General features: G+C 63.8%; 20 protein-coding genes and 2 pseudogenes. 11 read left to right on the forward strand and 11 right to left on the reverse strand.

What is annotated here, in order from left to right; translation table 11 throughout:
* Positions 1-47 precede the first annotated feature (47 nt).
* On the reverse strand, positions 48-542 hold the full coding sequence (locus AC0L2D_RS03380; RefSeq protein ID WP_473540351.1) for a hypothetical protein: 495 nt from the start codon (positions 540-542) through the stop codon (positions 48-50).
* Between the two features lie 71 nt (positions 543-613).
* Between AC0L2D_RS03380 and AC0L2D_RS03385 the strand changes: the two are divergent.
* Positions 614-1,144 (forward strand): annotated as a pseudogene (locus AC0L2D_RS03385) (DUF922 domain-containing protein); the annotation flags it as partial.
* A 392-nt stretch (positions 1,145-1,536) separates the two neighbouring features.
* Here the strand turns inward: AC0L2D_RS03385 and AC0L2D_RS03390 are convergent.
* Both AC0L2D_RS03390 and AC0L2D_RS03395 read right to left on the reverse strand, forming a co-directional pair.
* Positions 1,537-2,595, reverse strand: a complete 1,059-nt coding sequence (locus AC0L2D_RS03390) for a Gfo/Idh/MocA family protein (protein ID WP_473540352.1) — start codon at positions 2,593-2,595, stop codon at positions 1,537-1,539.
* 49 nt (positions 2,596-2,644) lie between these two features.
* Positions 2,645-3,349 (reverse strand): SDR family oxidoreductase, encoded by a 705-nt coding sequence (locus AC0L2D_RS03395; RefSeq protein ID WP_473540353.1) that lies wholly within the window; start codon positions 3,347-3,349, stop codon positions 2,645-2,647.
* Between the two features lie 127 nt (positions 3,350-3,476).
* Here AC0L2D_RS03395 and gcvA point away from each other — a divergent pair, with 127 nt between their 5' ends.
* The gene (gcvA, locus tag AC0L2D_RS03400) at positions 3,477-4,379 is read left to right on the forward strand and encodes a transcriptional regulator GcvA (protein ID WP_063168574.1); all 903 of its coding nucleotides are present in this window, start codon (positions 3,477-3,479) and stop codon (positions 4,377-4,379) included.
* Positions 4,380-4,414: 35 nt separating this feature from the next.
* Here gcvA and AC0L2D_RS03405 read toward each other — a convergent pair whose 3' ends face one another.
* Entirely contained in the window at positions 4,415-5,146 is a 732-nt protein-coding gene (locus AC0L2D_RS03405) for a 3-keto-5-aminohexanoate cleavage protein (protein WP_473540354.1), read from the reverse strand.
* Between the two features lie 172 nt (positions 5,147-5,318).
* Here AC0L2D_RS03405 and AC0L2D_RS03410 point away from each other — a divergent pair, with 172 nt between their 5' ends.
* Complete coding sequence (locus tag AC0L2D_RS03410; RefSeq protein ID WP_024501638.1) at positions 5,319-5,513, forward strand: hypothetical protein; 195 nt, start codon at positions 5,319-5,321, stop codon at positions 5,511-5,513.
* Between the two features lie 54 nt (positions 5,514-5,567).
* On the opposite strand, the gene AC0L2D_RS03415 is transcribed toward AC0L2D_RS03410, so the two are convergent.
* Together AC0L2D_RS03415 and AC0L2D_RS03420 are read right to left on the reverse strand one after the other, a co-directional pair.
* A complete protein-coding gene (locus AC0L2D_RS03415) occupies positions 5,568-7,685 on the reverse strand; it encodes an EAL domain-containing protein (protein WP_275952645.1) in 2,118 nt (705 codons plus the stop codon).
* Between the two features lie 137 nt (positions 7,686-7,822).
* Positions 7,823-7,924 (reverse strand): hypothetical protein, encoded by a 102-nt coding sequence (locus tag AC0L2D_RS03420; RefSeq protein WP_013530742.1) that lies wholly within the window; start codon positions 7,922-7,924, stop codon positions 7,823-7,825.
* A gap of 255 nt (positions 7,925-8,179) precedes the next feature.
* Here AC0L2D_RS03420 and AC0L2D_RS03425 point away from each other — a divergent pair, with 255 nt between their 5' ends.
* Complete coding sequence (locus AC0L2D_RS03425) at positions 8,180-8,629, forward strand: ester cyclase (RefSeq protein WP_473540355.1); 450 nt, start codon at positions 8,180-8,182, stop codon at positions 8,627-8,629.
* A 60-nt stretch (positions 8,630-8,689) separates the two neighbouring features.
* Here AC0L2D_RS03425 and AC0L2D_RS03430 read toward each other — a convergent pair whose 3' ends face one another.
* Both AC0L2D_RS03430 and AC0L2D_RS03435 read right to left on the reverse strand, forming a co-directional pair.
* Complete coding sequence (locus AC0L2D_RS03430; RefSeq protein WP_196815378.1) at positions 8,690-9,226, reverse strand: hypothetical protein; 537 nt, start codon at positions 9,224-9,226, stop codon at positions 8,690-8,692.
* Positions 9,227-9,347: 121 nt separating this feature from the next.
* Positions 9,348-9,674: a DUF1330 domain-containing protein gene (locus AC0L2D_RS03435; protein WP_013530739.1), complete on the reverse strand. Its 327-nt coding sequence runs from the start codon at positions 9,672-9,674 to the stop codon at positions 9,348-9,350.
* Positions 9,675-9,850: 176 nt separating this feature from the next.
* On the opposite strand from AC0L2D_RS03435, the gene AC0L2D_RS03440 reads away from it, so the two are divergent.
* Positions 9,851-10,543 (forward strand): winged helix-turn-helix transcriptional regulator, encoded by a 693-nt coding sequence (locus tag AC0L2D_RS03440; protein WP_473540356.1) that lies wholly within the window; start codon positions 9,851-9,853, stop codon positions 10,541-10,543.
* A 15-nt stretch (positions 10,544-10,558) separates the two neighbouring features.
* Here AC0L2D_RS03440 and AC0L2D_RS03445 read toward each other — a convergent pair whose 3' ends face one another.
* Both AC0L2D_RS03445 and AC0L2D_RS03450 read right to left on the reverse strand, forming a co-directional pair.
* On the reverse strand, positions 10,559-10,957 hold the full coding sequence (locus AC0L2D_RS03445; protein WP_024501642.1) for a helix-turn-helix domain-containing protein: 399 nt from the start codon (positions 10,955-10,957) through the stop codon (positions 10,559-10,561).
* Positions 10,957-11,253, reverse strand: a complete 297-nt coding sequence (locus AC0L2D_RS03450; RefSeq protein ID WP_013530736.1) for a type II toxin-antitoxin system HigB family toxin — start codon at positions 11,251-11,253, stop codon at positions 10,957-10,959. The genes AC0L2D_RS03445 and AC0L2D_RS03450 overlap by 1 nt, the downstream gene beginning before the upstream one ends.
* Before the next feature lie 130 nt (positions 11,254-11,383).
* Here AC0L2D_RS03450 and ada point away from each other — a divergent pair.
* From ada to AC0L2D_RS03470, 4 genes and pseudogenes are all read left to right on the forward strand, one after another.
* Positions 11,384-12,495, forward strand: a pseudogene (gene ada / locus AC0L2D_RS03455) (bifunctional DNA-binding transcriptional regulator/O6-methylguanine-DNA methyltransferase Ada).
* Positions 12,496-12,507: 12 nt separating this feature from the next.
* The gene (locus AC0L2D_RS03460; RefSeq protein ID WP_013530734.1) at positions 12,508-12,735 is read left to right on the forward strand and encodes a hypothetical protein; all 228 of its coding nucleotides are present in this window, start codon (positions 12,508-12,510) and stop codon (positions 12,733-12,735) included.
* Between the two features lie 150 nt (positions 12,736-12,885).
* Positions 12,886-13,440, forward strand: coding sequence for a methylated-DNA--[protein]-cysteine S-methyltransferase (locus tag AC0L2D_RS03465; protein WP_473540357.1), 555 nt, complete (start codon positions 12,886-12,888; stop codon positions 13,438-13,440).
* Entirely contained in the window at positions 13,437-14,180 is a 744-nt protein-coding gene (locus AC0L2D_RS03470) for a 2OG-Fe(II) oxygenase (RefSeq protein WP_063168578.1), read from the forward strand. Before AC0L2D_RS03465 ends, AC0L2D_RS03470 begins: the two co-directional genes overlap by 4 nt.
* Before the next feature lie 24 nt (positions 14,181-14,204).
* Here the strand turns inward: AC0L2D_RS03470 and AC0L2D_RS03475 are convergent, their stop codons facing one another.
* Complete coding sequence (locus AC0L2D_RS03475; protein WP_275952640.1) at positions 14,205-14,804, reverse strand: dihydrofolate reductase family protein; 600 nt, start codon at positions 14,802-14,804, stop codon at positions 14,205-14,207.
* Between the two features lie 103 nt (positions 14,805-14,907).
* Between AC0L2D_RS03475 and AC0L2D_RS03480 the strand changes: the two genes are divergently transcribed.
* Positions 14,908-15,324, forward strand: a complete 417-nt coding sequence (locus AC0L2D_RS03480; protein WP_473540358.1) for a winged helix-turn-helix transcriptional regulator — start codon at positions 14,908-14,910, stop codon at positions 15,322-15,324.
* Between the two features lie 121 nt (positions 15,325-15,445).
* Complete coding sequence (gene dinB, locus AC0L2D_RS03485; protein ID WP_473540359.1) at positions 15,446-16,693, forward strand: DNA polymerase IV; 1,248 nt, start codon at positions 15,446-15,448, stop codon at positions 16,691-16,693.

The raw sequence follows: 16,693 nt of genomic DNA on the forward strand, positions 1-16,693 counted from the left end.
AAGCAGGAGCGCAGCTCCGTCTCGGAGGCCCTCGGATGACGAAGTCCTCAATCCCCATCGGCGGGCTGGGCCTTGCCGCACTGCGCCAGCACCTTGCCGATGGCCGCGCTTGAACCCTTCAGCGGAAAGCTGATCTCGCCATATTTGGCTGAACTGACCGACACATCGCCTTTGCCGCGCAACAGGTCGAGCAGCGGATCGGCTTTCGCCAGGTTGACCACGAAGTAGTTGTACATGGCCTCCAGCTGCAGCGCCTTAGTTACCGTCTTGCCGTCGGCCTTGAACGCGAACGAGCCGCTGATGCCAGGCTCCAATTGCTGGCCGTCGGCGCCGAGATCGTAGCTCAGCACCGGCGTGTCGAAACAGGTCAGCATCAGATACGCATCGCCTTTCGGCCCGCCGCAGACCGAGGCCGTCAGCACGCTGCCGCCCTCGTCTTCCTCCATCCTGGCGCTCCAGCCGCCGCACGACGCGGCAAACGCCGGTTGCGCGGCCTGCAGGACCGCTACCGCACCGGCGACGACGAGATGTGCAACTCTCATGGCTCCCCCCAATCGACTGCCTTCAGGGCATTTGCAGCGCCCGTCGCCAGCATATAGGAAAAAGCGATCCGATGGCATTGCCCCTTGCGGCAGCCGGTCCTGTTTCGCGGAGAGTTGGATTGAGAGCCTGCATTCGCCTGTGTCTGTCCTTTGCCGCCCTGCTGGCCTTGCCGCTCACCGCTCATGCCGAGTGGAAGCCGGTCGAGAAGATCGAGCCCTACGCGATCTCGGGCCAGTCCGGCGCCGAACTCTACCGCTCGATCGGCGAGAAAGGGCCAAAGCTCGGCATTGCCCGCGCCATCGCCTACACCAATTTCAAGCTGACCTGGGGGCTAAGGGATTACAAGCCCAGCGGCAAGGACTGCGTGCTGACGGCCGGGCGGCCGAAGCTGATCGTCACCTACACTTTGCCGAAACCCTCCCGCTCCCTGCCGCCGGCCGTCCAGAAGAACTGGGACACCTTCATCGCCGGCGTCGCCGCCCATGAGAAGGTGCATGGCGCCAGCATGGTCCAGATGGTCCACGACATCCAAGCCGCGACGGACGGCCTGACCGTCGCCGACGATCCCAAATGCAGCAAGACCAGGGCCGAGGTGGTCAAGCGGCTCGACGCGATCTCGAAGGCGCGGGTGCAGGCAAGCCGCGACTTCGACCGTATCGAATTCGGCAATGGCGGGAATTTGCAGAAACTGGTTTTTTTCGCTCGTGACCGGCCCCTGAAGCCACCTGACACGGATCAGGAGGCGGGCACTGATGACTTACCACGAAATGCCGGAGGGACAGCGCCCCCTCTGTCCTGCCGGACATCTCCCCCGCAAGGGAGGAGATTGTGCTCTCATTTCTGCTTTCGGCAAATTTCCAGCGTTGCAAGACAGGCGCAGCAATTGAAGCTGCCATCTCCCCCTTGCGGGGGAGATGGCCGGCAGGCCAGAGGAGGATCTGACAGAACTCGGCCCCTTCCAGCTACCGCGGTATGGGCGCGAGGTACGAGCCCTCACCGCGTTTCCGCGTTCGCCCGCAGCTCCGCCCGCTTCTCGTCCGACACCACGGCCAGATCCAGCACCTTCTGCAATTCGGCTGCATGGCGGAAGGACGGTTCGGCCTGCACGCCCGTGCGCACCGCGTCAGTGAAACGCTGGTAGTTGGTCTCCACCGTGCCGGGGTCGAGCTCTTCCCATATGGCGTTCTCGACATTCTCCCCCACGCATGCCTTGAGCGTCGAACCGTCGAGATTGTGCACCACTTCGATGCCGCCCTTCTCGCCATAGATTCGCAGACTCAGTTCGTTGAGATGGCCTGTTGCCCAGCGGCTGGCATGCACCACGCCGAAGGCGCCGTTGGAAAAATCCAGCGTCATGGCGAAGCTGTCATTGGCGTCGAGTCCGTAGTCGCCGATGCGGTTGCCGGGCGCCTTGTCGAAGGCGCGCAGCCGGCAGAAGACATGGTCGATGTCGACGGCTGCGCCATAGCTGGCGAAATCGAGGATGTGGATGCCGACATCGCCGAGCACGCCATTGGAACCGTGGCCGCGCGACAGCCGCCACAGCCATTTCGGATCGGTGCGCCAGTCGCCCCAGAATTTCGACACCAGCCAGCTTTGCAGGTAGGACGCCTCGACATGCCTGACCGTGCCGATCTCGCCCGCTTGCACCATCTGGCGCGCTTTCTGCAGCGCGGCCACATTGCGATAGGTGAGGTTCACCATGTTGACGATGCCGGCGGCCTCGGCGGCATCGGCCATCTCGGTCGCCTTGCCGAAGTTTTCGGCCAGCGGCTTTTCGCACAGCACCGGCTTGCCGGCGGCGATCAGCGCCATGGTGGTCGGGTGGTGGATGCGGTCGGGCGTGACATTGGCCACCGCGTCGAACTCGCCCCATGCCAGCGCCTCCTCCAGCGCGGTAAAGCGGTTGGGAATGTCAAAGCTGTCGGCGAACTCGCCAACCCGCGCCGGATCGACATCGACTGCGCCGACAATGTCGACGCCCTCGATGGCGCTGAAGCGCCGGGCATGTTCCTGCGCCATCCAGCCGGTGCCGAGTATCAAAAGCCGCATTATTTGCTCCTTGGGGTGAGATGCCGGAATCCCCTCCCGGCCGACGCCCTCAAATAGCGCGTATAATGCCGCCGTCGACCCGGATGTTCTGGCCGGTGATGTAGCCGGCGCCCTCCGACGCCAGGAAGGCGATGGTCGCGGCGACCTCTTCCGAAGTGCCGTAGCGCTGCATCGGCACGCTGTCGCGGCGTTCTTCGGTGGCCGGCAGGCTGTCGATCCAGCCGGGCAGCACATTGTTCATGCGCACATTGTCGGCGGCATAGGTGTTGGCGAAGATCTTGGTGTAGGCGGCAACGCCGGCGCGGAACACGGCGGACGTCGGGAACATCGGGCTCGGCTCGACCACCCAGGCCGTCGAGATGTTGATGATGACCCCACCCTTCTGCTTGACCATCTGCGGCGCCACGATGCGCACCGGCCGGATGACGTTGAGGAGGTAGACGTCCATGCCGGTGTGCCATTGCTCGTCGGTGATCTCGAGGATCGGCGCACGCGGCCCGTGGCCGCCGCTGTTGACCAGCACGTCGATGCGGCCATAGCGCTCCAGCGTCAGGTCGACGAGGCGCTGCAGATCGTCGTTCGACTGGTTGGAGCCGGTGACGCCGAGCCCGCCAAGCTCCTTGGCCAGCGCCTCGCCCTTGCCCGAAGAGGAAAGAATGGCAATCTTGAAGCCGTCCGCCGCCAGCCGCTTGGCCGCCGCCGCCCCCATGCCGCTGCCGCCGGCCACCACCACAGCTACTTTTTCTACACTCATCGGATTTTCCTCTCAGGGTTTGCGGGCACCGCAAGCGGTGTTTTCGGGAGTTGAGCGTCGATATAGCTGGTTTTCCCCGTCGGTTCGAACCAGAATGCCTGAAATCAACCTGTAGAAAAACTACTGCATGCCCGAAACCTTCCTCAGCTTGCCGCCGTTGAATGCGCTGCGCGCCTTCGAAGCCTCGGCGCGTCATCTCAACTTCCGCATCGCGGCCGAAGAGCTCAACGTCACGCAAGGGGCGGTCGCCCAGCACATTCGCGGGCTGGAGGCCGATCTCGGCACGAAGCTGTTCGAGCGGCTGCCGCGCGGCCTGGCGCTGACCGATGAGGGCCGCGCCTATGTCCCCAACATCCGCCGCGCCTTCGACCTGATCTCGGAGGCGACGCTGCTGCTTCGTCCCGAGCCGGCGCGGCTGACGATCAGCGTGACGCCGAGCTTCGCCACCAAATGGCTTATCCCGAGACTGCACGACTTCGTCGCGCACCACCCGCTGGTCGACCTGCGCGTACTGGCCAGCGAAAGCCTGTCGAGCTTCCAGGCCGATGGCGTCGACATCGCGGTCAGGCAGGGCCGCCCACCCTTCGGCGCCGGGCTGGTCGTCGACCTGCTGTTTCCCCAGCAGATCGTCGCCGTGTGCAGCCCGGCCCTGCTGCCGGCCGGCGCGATCGAGATCGCGGCCTCCGAAATCCAGCACCACGTACTGCTGCACGATGCCCACAATCTGTGGCCGGAATTCATGGAAAAGGCGGTCGGCCTGAAGATGACGACCGAACTCAAACGCATGCGCTTCAACCAGACCGGCCTCGCCATCGACGCGGCGGTGGCCGGCCAGGGCATTGCGCTGGCCAGCCGCTTTCTCGTCGCCGCCGACCTCGCCGCCGGCCGTCTGGTTCAGCCCGTCAGCGGCGAAATGCGCGGCACGCAGGATTTTTATGTCGTGATGCCGAGAAAACAGCGCCACCCCGAGCCGACGCAAGCCGTGCGGCAATGGTTGCTGGATGCCGGAGAGCGACGACCTTTGTCGTGAAACCTTCGCACGCACGGAGACGTCAAGCCGCTTGCCTATGAGGCAACGACGGGCGCACCGCGAAAGATCGCCACGGCGGCAGCGACGATTTCCGCATTGTCCTTGGCTGTCCTGCCGTCGGCGAGCGTCTTGCCGTCTTCCAGACCGACCCGTGTCGACCAGCGCTGGCGATGCGCAAGCTCGACGAGGGGCCAGACAGTCGTGTCGACGCCATGCAGCAGGATCGGCCGCCGTATCCCGGCGCGCTCGAGTACGGCGGCGATGCCATGCGCTTCATCGAGTGCAGCGGACAGATCGGGGATGTCGATCTCGATCAGATTGCGCAGCACCTGGTTGTGGCCGGGAAGCGCTACGAAGCGCTCGGCATCGGCGACGACGGCAAGCCCCGTCTCGATGCCTACACCACGCTGGCGCAGCAACTCCATCACGGCGGGCGCATCCGGTTCGGACAGGTTGACCGAAGCATAGTCAGGCAGGTCTCGCCAGCCGGCGATCGCCGCGCGGGTCCGCTCGACGTCGTTCTCGATCCAGGCGCCGGTCGACACGCCAACCAGTGTTCCCGGGCAGGTCCGGCGCACCGCCAGCACCGTGGCGTCGACGGCTGCCAGGCTTTCGCGTCCGTCGGTGCCGCGCGGATGGATATGCAGTTCGGCCGCTCCAGCGGCGACGCAGGCTGCCGCATCGCTGGCCATTGCCTCGGCAGTCAGCGGCAGCTTCGGGTGGAAATCGCGCGGACGCGCGCCGTTGATGCAGGCCTGGACGATCATCGATGTCACCTTGCGCAAGGGGCCGCAGTGTAGCTGTGCGGCGTTGAAACTGCCAATCTCCCCCCTCGTAGGGGAGTTCGGCGGCATTTGAATAAAAGCCGTTTGTGGATATTTACCCGGCGTTCCCTCGTCTCCGGCAAGCTCTTTTCAGGGCGGGATCATGGAGGGACCATTGACCAGCGATTTTTCAGCCGCCCGCATCCACCTCGAACGCGCCTATCATTATCTGCAGGGCAATGACGAGACGAGCCGTGCCGCCTGTGACGCGCTCGATCTGTTGATCGAAGCGGTGACGGAGGCGCAGCACAGGCGACCCGAGGCTGGAGTGCTGGAGTTTCCGCAATCGACGGCGCGGCGAACCGGATAGAAAGTGTCGAGTTTCAGGCCAGTCCGGCCTGGCCTGAAACTCGCCGCACCCGGATCACGATGCCTTGCGGGCCGTCGCTCCCTTGGTTGCGCGCGCGACAATTCGCTCGAGCGGCTCCGGCCGGTGCAGCAAAAATCCCTGGCCGAAGGCGACCCCCATGTCGCTCAACATGGCCAGCGTGTCCTGCCGTTCGATCTTCTCACCGACCACGTCGCAACCGAGGCTACGGGCAATGCTGGTGATGGCCAGCACGATCTCGCGGTCGAAGCGGCTTTGCGTGATGTGCTCGATGAAGGAACCGTCGATCTTGATCGTGTCGACGGGGAACCGCCGGAGATATTCGAACGAGCTCATGCCGGCTCCGAAATCATCGAGGCCGACCCGGCAACGCCGCTCGCGCGCCTTGCGCACGAACTGTTCGGCGGCATCGAAATTGGTGACGGCGGCGGTTTCGGTGATCTCGAAGCCGATGCCCGAATGCGGCGCCCCGGTTTCTTCTATGACGCTGTCGACGAAGTCCCAAAGCTGCGGATCGCTCAGCGTCTGCGCCGACAGATTGAAGCCAAGCGTCAGCGCCCCCGAACGCAAGGCGGCACCATGCCGCGACAGCGCGGTGCGGATGATCCAGCGGTCGAGCCGCGACGCGATGCCGAACCGCTCGGCCACCGGAATGAACTCGCCGGGTGGCACCAGCCGGCCGTTGCGTGCGGCGAGCCTGGCCAAGACTTCGACATGACGGCTTTCCTGCCAGGGGCGGCCCAGAAGATGGATTTCCTGGCCAAACAGCTTCAGCCTGCCGTCTTCCATGGCATCGACCGTATCGGCGACGATGCGCGCCGCGTTGAGGCCACCCGAACCCGATGCCGTATCGGTGGAGAAGACGGCAAATCGGTTTCGCCCGGCGGCCTTGGCCGCGTAGCAGGCGTCGTCGGCACAGGCCAGCGCGTCGGCCACCGTCGTGTCGGCGTCATCGACGAAAGCGATACCGATCGAGGCCGCCAGCTTGCGCGACGTGGCCGTCGATCCAAGTTCGGCATCGCGAACCGCGGCAAGTACCGCGTCGGCCAGCCGCCCGGCCTGCGCCGCATCGCAATTGGGCATCAGCAGCGCGAACTCGTCACCGCCCAGGCGCGCGGCATGCGCCTTCGCGGGAAGGCAGCCCAGAATGCCTTGCGCAACGCTTTTCAGTGCCAGGTCGCCGGCCGCGTGGCCGGCAAAATCGTTGAGCGCCTTGAAGTAGTCGAGATCGACATAGAACACGGAAAGCGGCAGCAACTGCGCGGCCGCGATATGATCGGCCAGCAGCCGGTCGAACGCGGCGCGGTTCAAGAGACCGGTGAGCGCGTCATGGCGGGCCGCATAGGCAAGCTCCTGCTCGCGCTGCTTGTCTTCGGTGATATCGCGCACCGTGCCCAGGATCTGCCCCGCCAGCCGGCGGTCCCGGATTTGCGGGTCGGCGATGAAACGCAGCAGGGATTCTATGTGCCGGACCTCTCCGTCGCGCCGCACGATGCGGTATTGCACGGCGGTGACCTTGTCCGTTTCGAGCGGCACCAGATGCGCGCGCGACGCGGCCTCCTTGTCGTCCGGATGCAGATAGCCGAACCAGTGGTCGCGCTCGACTTCGGCGGTGTCGGAGACGAGCCCGAAAATCTCCCTGGTGCGTTCGTCCCAATAACTTTTGCCGCCCGCGAGGTCGTGGTGCCAGATGCCGGTGCCGCTGGCGGCGAGCGCCAGGCGGAAGCGCACATTGACCTGCTCGAGTTCGGCCTCGGCGGCCTTCTGCTTGGAGATGTCGGTCTGCACACCCATCAGCCTGAGCGGCTTTCCCATCGCGTCGCGCTCGACGACGCCGCCGCGATCGAGCACCCACACCCAATGTCCCTGCTTGTGCTTCAGCCGCAATTCGGTCTCGATGGCGTCGGTCAGGCCGGCAATGTGGCGGTCGCCGCTGGCCAGCGCCCGCTCGCGGTCGTCGGGATGGGTCAGTTGCAGCCAAAGGTCGCTGGTGTTGGCCAGTTCGCTCTCATCGTAGCCTAGCATCCGCGCCCAGGTCGCGGAATAAAAGCAGTCGCCGGTCACAAGATCCCAGTCCCAGACGCCAAGATGCGCGCGCTCCAGGGCTTTTGCCCAGAACGTTCCATTGCGACTTTTCTTACCCTGACGCGCCATCGTCTGCTTCGCCTGCTCCACCGCGGCGCAATCTGCGGCAAAACCAGAGAAGAAACAGTTACCGCGCGGGCGGAGTGTCGACGTCTGATTGGGAGCCCCTGTTCATCAAGGCCGTACCGAACTACTCCAGGCAGCCGTCAATTTCCCCAGGTCGACGACACGACATTGCCCGCCGTCACGCCGGACAGTCTTTCGCGCTTCTCGAGCCTCGGCTTTTCATAGGTCTTCTTCATTGCCATCGCCTTCTCCCGTGGCCATCCGATTTCCAGGGTCTAGCTGAGGCGGGGCAGCCATGCTTGGGCTCAGCGGAACGGGTTCCGGCCCAGGCGGCCCTGCCCGGCGCCGAACCCGCCTTTTCGATTGGCCGGCAGGAACCGGAGTTTTGTGTCTGGCGGATCGTCCTACTGCTGCCCAGGTCAGCGGCGCAAGCCGGTGACCCCTGGATCATCGGCGGCGCCGATGATCCCATGCACGACAACAACAAGGACCTCCCCATGACCAAGCAAGAAGACAACAAGGCCGTCGTCGTCAGATGGTTCACCCACTTCTGGGGTGAACATTGCGATCTGTCCGTCGTCGGCGAGATCGCGGCACCCGACATGCTGCTGAAATATTCGCTGCACGAGCCGCGCCGCGGCCGCGACGATATCAAGGCCTTCATGACCGACTTCCGCGCCGCCTTCCCGGACCTCAACTTCTGGGCCACCGCCGACCTGATTGCCGAGCGCGACTATGTCGTCGGCCAGTGGGAGGGCGGCGGCACGCATACCGGCCCAGCCTTCGGCGACTTCCTCGTCGGTTCGCTGCCGGCCGCCACCGGCCGCACCATGCGCTTCACCGGCACCACGGTGCTGAAGGTGGTTGACGGCAGGATCGTCGAGGAAATCGGCCTCGATGACGGCGTCGCCGCCCTCACCCAGCTCGGTCTGATCAAGACCGCCTGAGGCGATCAGGCAAAACGATCGTTCGGGCCAGGCGGCGTCAATGCCGCCTGGCCTCATTGCTTATTGGCTCGGCGCCATTGCGTGCTCGCATGACACTTTCGGATTCATATCGGCGAACGTGCCTGTCGGGTTCCCTTTCCAGGCCCAGACATGCAGCTCGTAGAATTCACCCAGGCCATAGCGGTTGGGGGCGTTGTTGAAGTTGAACAGCTGGCCGTCCAACGATGCCGGTCCTTTCGAAGTGATGTACTCGACCGCCACCAGCTTCAGCGTGCCATCGGCCATCGGCTCGTACATCACAGCTTCGGGACGGGCGATGTCGATCTTGTCGTCCTTCAGATACTGGCCGTTGACATAGTGGATGCCCATGGCGCCGCCGGTGATGCCGCTGGCACAAGGAATAGGCGCATAGCCCTCTGATACCGCTGCCTTGACGTCGACAAACCGGCTGTTGACAGCCCGCACCTTGTCGGCCAGCGGGTTGGGGCCGGAGGCAGCTTCAGCCGGCTCCTGATGCGCCTGCGCGAGGGTGGTGCAGATTGCCAGCATGGTCCCCGCCATAAGAAGTCCGCTGCGAAAGTTTGATATCATCTTCATTCCATTCTTCTTGAAAAAGCACAGCTGGCCGGCCGCCGAAAATACGGAGGCCCGGCAGGCAAGCGCTGTGGCTGTTGTTGCTTGGAGATCCCGAAATTGATGTAACGGCTACCGAAAAGGATCATCCCTTCGGCAGATACGGGATCGTTCCGGCCAGATCGGTGTTGTCGATCATCTGGAAACGGCTGTCGCTGCCGTCCTGACGGGCCGAGACGAAGGGCGCGTAGGCAGGATCGGTGGTGAAGGCGCGCGCCGCCGCTTCCGACGGGAACGCCATCAGCGCGATCAGCGTGGTATCGAGCGGCTTGCCTTCAAGCGTTTTCACATTGCCGCTGCGCGACAGATATCTGCCGCCATGCTTGTGGACGAGATCGTGCACCGAGGCGGCGTAAGCCGGCACCCACTGCGGGTCGTTTATCTTGATGTCTGCGATAACGTAGGCGGTCATGGTGGTCTCCTGGTTGCGGTGCACAGGCGTATCCCGTGCAACCGGCCAAAAGGCTCGCATGGCAGGACCCTCGCCAACCAGTCCGCGATCTGTACCGGGGCAGTACAGTTTCCGTACTGGCCGCTTCATTCATGAAGGCCTAATATTCGGTCAGGTTTGAGGGAGAGGCACCAATCATGAGCCAGCACGGATACAAACAATTCTGCCCGCTATCGATGGCCGCTGAGGTGCTGTGCACCCGCTGGACCATGGTGCTGATGCGTGAACTGGTGGCCGGCTCGACCCGCTTCAACGATCTTCGCCGCGGCGTCCCCAAAATGTCGCCCACCCTTCTGTCGCAACGGCTGAAGGAACTTGAGATCGCCGGGATCGTCGAGCGCAAGGAAGTGCCGGGCGAAAAAGGCATATTCGAATATCGGCTGACGGAAGCCGGCCGGGATTTGCGTCCTGTCGTCGAGGCGATGGGCTTCTGGGGGCAGAAATGGGTCGAGTCCCGGCTGTCGCTGAAGAACCTCGATCCGTCGCTGCTGATGTGGGACATGCGGCGCAATCTAAACCCCTCGCCGCTGCCTGAAGGGCGCACGGTGATACAATTCCTGTATCGGGACCTGCCGTCATCCAAACGCTCGTGGTGGCTGATCGTCGAGAAGCACGGCGAGGTCGATCTGTGCTGGTACGATCCGGGCTTCGATGTCGATCTCTACGTCTCGACCGACCTGCACACGATGACGGCGATCTGGATGGGAGTGCTGACCGTCGAGAAGGCCGGCGCCAGGGTTGCCCTGACCGGCGACCAGGCCATCGGCAGGAAGATGCAGACCTGGCTCGGCCTCAGCCCGTTCGCGGTGGAGCCCAAACGCGCGGCTTAGGAGAATCGGGGCATGTTAGGCGCGCCTGCGGCCCCTGTCATTTGCAAGGTGATAGGGTTGCACGAGGACTTCGGCGGGAATTTTCCATTCCTTGTTCAGTTTGAAGACCATATCCAGGGTGAGTGCGCGCTTTTTGTTCAACACCTCGGTCGCCCGGGGTGATGATCCGATCACCTCGGCCAGCGCCTTCCGCGACAGGTTGAACAGTTCCATGTGCGAATGAATGGCTTCAACGGGATCCGGTGCTTCAATCGGGTAGTGCTTATCCTCATAAGCCTCGATCAGGGTTGCGAGAACGTCGAACCGGTCACCATCGAGAGAGCCGACCTCCGGCTCATTTTCGAAATATTTAGTGATTTCGGCGATCGCCCAATCGTAATCGGCTTCGGTCTTAATGGGTCGAATGTTTTCCATCACACCTTCTCCGGATCAATCTTGTCATACTCTTTGTGCGTGCCGACGAATTTGATCAGAACGCGGTGAAACTTGTAGGCGACGTGGACAATCAAACGATACTTGTTGCCGCTAATGTCGAAAATGATGCGATTGTCACCGACGAAATCAACTGTCGCTCCAAACGCATCCTTGACGTCAGCCGGGGTCTTCCAATCAGCATTCCCGACAGCCACATACCAAGCCGTCAAAGGAGCTTCGGCCTGATTGTGTTTTGCCCAAAAATCCTTCAGCGCCTTCTTGGCAATTATCTGCATGACCTGATATAGCAAATTCCCAAATTGGGAACAAGAGGATTTTCCCAAATTGGGAAAGGCAAGTGAGGTTCTCCAGGCACTTGTCAGGAAACGGGTGGCGGGGCCGGCTTGTGGTGGCTTCAATGCGGTCATGTTCATCACCCTGGCCAAGAATCTGAAATCCGCGCCGCTGCAAATCACCGACGATCCGCGCTGGGCGCGCATCGTCGCGCGCGACAAATCCGCCGACGGCGAGTTCTGGTATTCGTGGCGACGACGGGCGTCTATTGCAGGCCTTCCTGTCCGTCTCGGCGCGCCAATCCGAAAAATGTGCAGTTGCACGACACGCTGGACCAGGCCAGAGCGACCGGTTTTCGCCCGTGCCGGCGCTGCGATCCACATGGCCCGTCGCTCAAGGCCGGCAACGCGGCGATGGTCGCCGCTGCCTGCCGCAGGATCGAGCAGAGCGAGGAAGAACCCTCGCTCGCTGAATTGGCTGATGCCGCCGGCCGCAGCGCCGGTTATTTCCACCGCATCTTCAAGGCGGTCACCGGATTGACGCCGAAGGACTATGCCGCCGCGCACCGCGCCGCCAGGGTCCGCCAGGGCCTGGAAGACGGCACCAGCGTGACGGCTGCGATCTACGATGCCGGTTTCAATTCGAGCGGGCGTTTCTATGAGAAATCCATTGGTATGCTCGGCATGACGCCGACGCGCTATCGCGCCGGCGGCTCCCATGAAGAGATCCGCTTCGCCGTTGGCGAGACCTCGCTCGGCACCATCCTGGTCGCGTCCAGCCAAAAGGGCGTCGCCTCGATCCTGCTCGGCGACGATCCCGACGCGCTGGTGCGCGACCTGCAGGATCGTTTCCCCAGGGCACGGCTGATCGGTGGCGACCGCGACTACGAGGCGCTGGTCGCCCGCGTCGTCGGTTTCGTCGAGGCTCCGGCGCTCGGCCTCGACCTGCCGCTCGACGTCCGCGGCACGGCGTTCCAGCAGCGCGTCTGGCAGGCCTTGCGCGCCATCCCCGCCGGCCAAACGGTTTCCTATGCCGAGATCGCGCATCGCATAGGCGCACCTAAGGCGACCCGCGCCATCGCCGCCGCCTGCGCCGCCAACAATCTTGCCGTCGCCATTCCCTGCCACCGCGTCATCCGCAAGGACGGCGCACTTTCCGGCTACGCCTGGGGCGCGGAGCGCAAGCGCGCGCTGCTCGACCGCGAGGCAGCGTCCGACAACGCCAACCGGTCGGTGCGGGCCTGACGAGGACCGGCAATGCGCGCGATGGCAAGGTCTCCCACCACCGATGCGAACATCCAGACCCAAGCTGCCGGCAGCCGCCGCGCCCCTGACGCGAAATCATGGGTGATGACCGCCATCGGCCAGATGGTCGATGATGGCAAAGCCGAATGGAGCCGCACCGCAACCGGCGAGGTTGAGTTGCGCCTGTCATCAGGCGAAGTGTTCGTGCTGGGCGAAATTTCCGTCACCCGTGTCGCATGACGTCCTCAGGCGAAGTGCCAATGATCCAAATCAGCGCTCTACGGCGCCGTAGAGCACCTGCCTTGGAGATTCGAATTTGAAAGCAAGCATCGGAGTGAGCGCCAATCAGCACGTGGCTAGGGTTCAGGCACAGACAAAGGAGTGAAGGCAATGAACCTCGTACAAACCAATATTCCGGCGACAGCCACCAAGCTCGCCGCCCTCGATATCATGACCTACGCCATCGGCGAATCCCCGATCGGTAAAATCCTGGCGGCACGCAGCGCTATCGGCGTCTGCGCCATCCTGATCGGCTCGGACGCCGACGCGCTGGAGCGGGATCTTGGCCATCGCTTCCCGGGCAAGCTACTGGTCGAAGACGGGGCCACCTTGCGCGACGATCTTGCGGCAATCGCGCGCTTCATCGAAATGCCTGGCGTCGGCCTCGACCTGCCGCTCGACCTGCGCCGCGGCACGCCATTCCAGCAGCGCGTGTGGGAGACGCTCCGAGGCATCCCCTGCGGCGCCACCATCACCTACGCCGCGCTGGCCCAGCGCCTCGGCCAGCCGGACGGCGCCCGTGCCGTGGCGACGGCCTGTGCCGCCAACGCGATTGCGCTGGGCATTCCCTGCCACCGTGTTGTCCGCGCCGACGGCACGCTGTCGGGCTACCGCTGGGGCGTCGAGCGCAAGCGCGCTCTGATCGATAAGGAGGCTACGATATGAATGCCCATGCCAGGGTTGCCGCATCGGCGGTTGAAGCTGCTCGGACGCGTGTCGCCGGTTACGACTGGCCCGCCCTTGCAGCCGAACTCGACGGCTTCGGCTGCGCGGTGATCGAGAAATTGCTCTCGCCTGAAGAATGCCGGGAGATCGCCGGCCTCTATCCCAAAGAAGAGCATTTCCGCAGCCACATCCATATGGCCAGGCACGGCTTCGGCAAGGGCGAGTACCGCTATTTCCGCTATCCCTTGCCCGACCTTCTGGGCGGCCTGCGCAGCGCGCTCTATCCCAGGCTGGCCGAGGTCGCCAATCGGTGGAACGAGCGGATGGGGCAGGCCATGCGTTATCCCGCGACGCATGCCGCGTTTCTCGATCAGTGTCATGCCGCCGGCCAGACGCGGCCGACGCCGCTGCTGCTGCAATATGTGCCTGGCGACTTCAACTGCCTGCACCAGGATCTCTATGGCGACCTCGCCTTTCCGCTGCAGGTGGCGATCCTGCTCTCCGAACCGGGCCAGGATTTCACCGGCGGTGAGTTCGCGCTGACCGAGCAGCGGCCGCGTATGCAGAGCCGGGTCGAGGTGGTGCCGCTGCGCCAGGGCGACGCCGTTGTCTTCGCCGTCCACAACCGGCCGGTGCAGGGCACCAAAGGCAATTACCGCGTCAACCTGCGTCATGGCGTCAGCCGGCTGCGCTCAGGCATGCGCCACACGGTCGGGATTATTTTTCACGATGCGAAGTGAGCAGGGAGAAGATGGAGGTCCCCCTCACCCCGCCGGTGCATAGCGACTGACCACCATGCCACAGTCATAGGCCTTCGAGCCGAGCAGCCGCAGGTTTCTAAAACCGCCCTGATCAAAAATCCGGCGGCCCGCACCCAGCACCGCCGGGTTGATGAAAAGCTGAAACTCGTCGACCAGCCCGGCCGCGATCAGCGCCGACGCGAAACCGGCGCCGCCGAACACGGCCATGTCGCCGCCCTCGCCCGCTTTCAGCGCATTGACTTCGCGCGGCAGGTCGCCGCTGGCCACGCTCGTGCGCTCCCAGACCGGCTCCCCGGCCGATTGCTTGAGCTTATCACTGAGCACCACCTTGCGGGCGTCGACGATGCGTTGCGCAAAGGCGTAGAACGGATCGTGCGGAAACTTCTTGGCGGCATTGCCCCAATGGGTGAGATAGCCCTCCTGCGCCATCTTGCGGCTGAGCAGGATGGTATCGACGCCTGTGAAGACAGCGTTGAAGTCCTGCTTCAGCTCATCGTCCCAGGCGCTCTCGTCACCCCACTCCCAGAGCTGCCAGGAATGATCCTCGGTGGCGCCGACAAAGCCGTCGACCGACATCTGCATCTGCAGGACCAGCTTTTTCACCGTCATTCTCCTCACCGCTATCGCAAAACAGTTTACATTTGGAACTGTTGACGCAAGGCCAAAACGATGTCAATAGTAAAGTGATTTAGAAATGGAACCATAGATGGCGACGCGCGAAAAATCCGACTGCCCGATCAACCTGTCGCTCGAACTCATCGGCGACCGCTGGACGCTGCTCATCATCCGCGACATGGTCTTCGCCGGGAAAAAGCACTTTCGCGAATTCCTGCAATCCGACGAAGGCATCTCCTCGCGCACGCTGGCCGAGCGACTGCAAACGCTTCAGGACGAAGGCATCCTCACCAGAAGCGACGACCCGACGCATGGCTTGAGAACGGTCTACCGGCTGACCGAAGCAGGCATCGACCTATTGCCGGTGCTGGCGACGCTCGGCGCCTGGGGCAGCAAGCACCGCAAGGCCGACGAGAGATTGGCCAGGATTACCGACCAGTTGGCGGCAGGCGGCGAAGCAGCGCTGGAAAAGATGAAAGCGGCGCTGCGAGCGGAGCATAGTGTCTAGGCGGTTGCGTTCAAGCCGAACCGGCATGGCTGTTGCCGCACCCAATCGCCCTTCGCTTGACAACGATCCATCTTTGTTCTTTATTTGTTCCAATCTATCAGCAACTGCGGATGTGCGGTCGATGGAAACGACAGCCACCATCCTGCATGCCGATCTCGACACTTTCTACGCCTCTGTCGAGCAGTTGCTTGATCCGTCGCTGCGCGGCAAGCCGATCGCGGTGGGCGGCGGCGTCGTGCTCGCCGCTTCCTATGAGGCGCGCGCCTTCGGCGTGCGTGGCGGTATGCCAGGGCGCAAGGCGCGCGAACTCTGCCCGCATTTGATCTTCGTCGGCGGCAATTTCAGCCATTACCAGCGGCTGGGCGATGCGGCGATCAAGGTGCTCGACGATTTTACGCCTGTAGTCGAGCGCATTTCCATCGACGAGGCGTTTGCCGACGTCGCCGGCTGCACACATCTGTTCGGCTCGCCGCAGGAGATCGCGACAACCATCCGCCGCCGCGTGCGGGCCGAACTCGGCCTGCCGATCTCGATCGGCGTGGCGCGCACCAAGCATCTGGCCAAGATCGCCTCGCAGGTCGCCAAACCCGACGGGCTGGTGGTCGTCGAACCCGGCACCGAACTCGCCTTCCTGCATGATCTGCCGGTCGGACTGATGTGGGGCGTCGGCCCGGCGACCAGGGCGCGGCTGGCCGAGATCGGCGTCGAGACCATCGGTCAACTGGCCAGGACGCATGGCGGCGCGCTGACGCGCCTGCTCGGTCCCGCCGCCGGCGAAAAGCTCGCCGCCCTGTCCTGGAACCGCGACCCGCGAAAGCTGGAGACGAAGCGCCGCGCGCATTCGGCCGGCGCCCAATCGGCGCTTGGCCAGAAGCCGGCTATGGCACGGGTCATCGTGCCGACACTGCTGCATCTGGCCGACCGCGTCGCCAGTCGGCTGCGCGCCAAGGCAAGGCCCGGCCGCACGGTGACGGTACGCGTGCGCTTTGCCGATCTCCGCGTCGTCACCCGTTCGATCACGCTTGACCAGCCGATCTCGGCGACCGCGATGCTGGCCGAGATCGCCGGCGATCTGGTGCGCGGCGTGCTTGCCGACAATCCACAGGAGAAAATGATCTCGCTGCTGGCGATCTCGGTCTCGCATCTTGAGGAAAGCTTCGAGTTGCAGCTCGACCTGCCGCTTGGCCTCGCCGACGAGAGGCGCCGGCCCGGCACGAAGAAGGGCCTAGCACGCTTCGACGCCGATCGCGCCATCGACAAGATCCGCGAGCGCTTCGGCAAACAGGCGGTCGGCTACGGCACCGTGGCACTGGAGGCGGCGCGCTCGGTTCCCGACGAATTCAGGGAGTTGGCGGAGAAGGAGCTGTGA

This window comes from Mesorhizobium sp. WSM4833, from assembly GCF_055811095.1.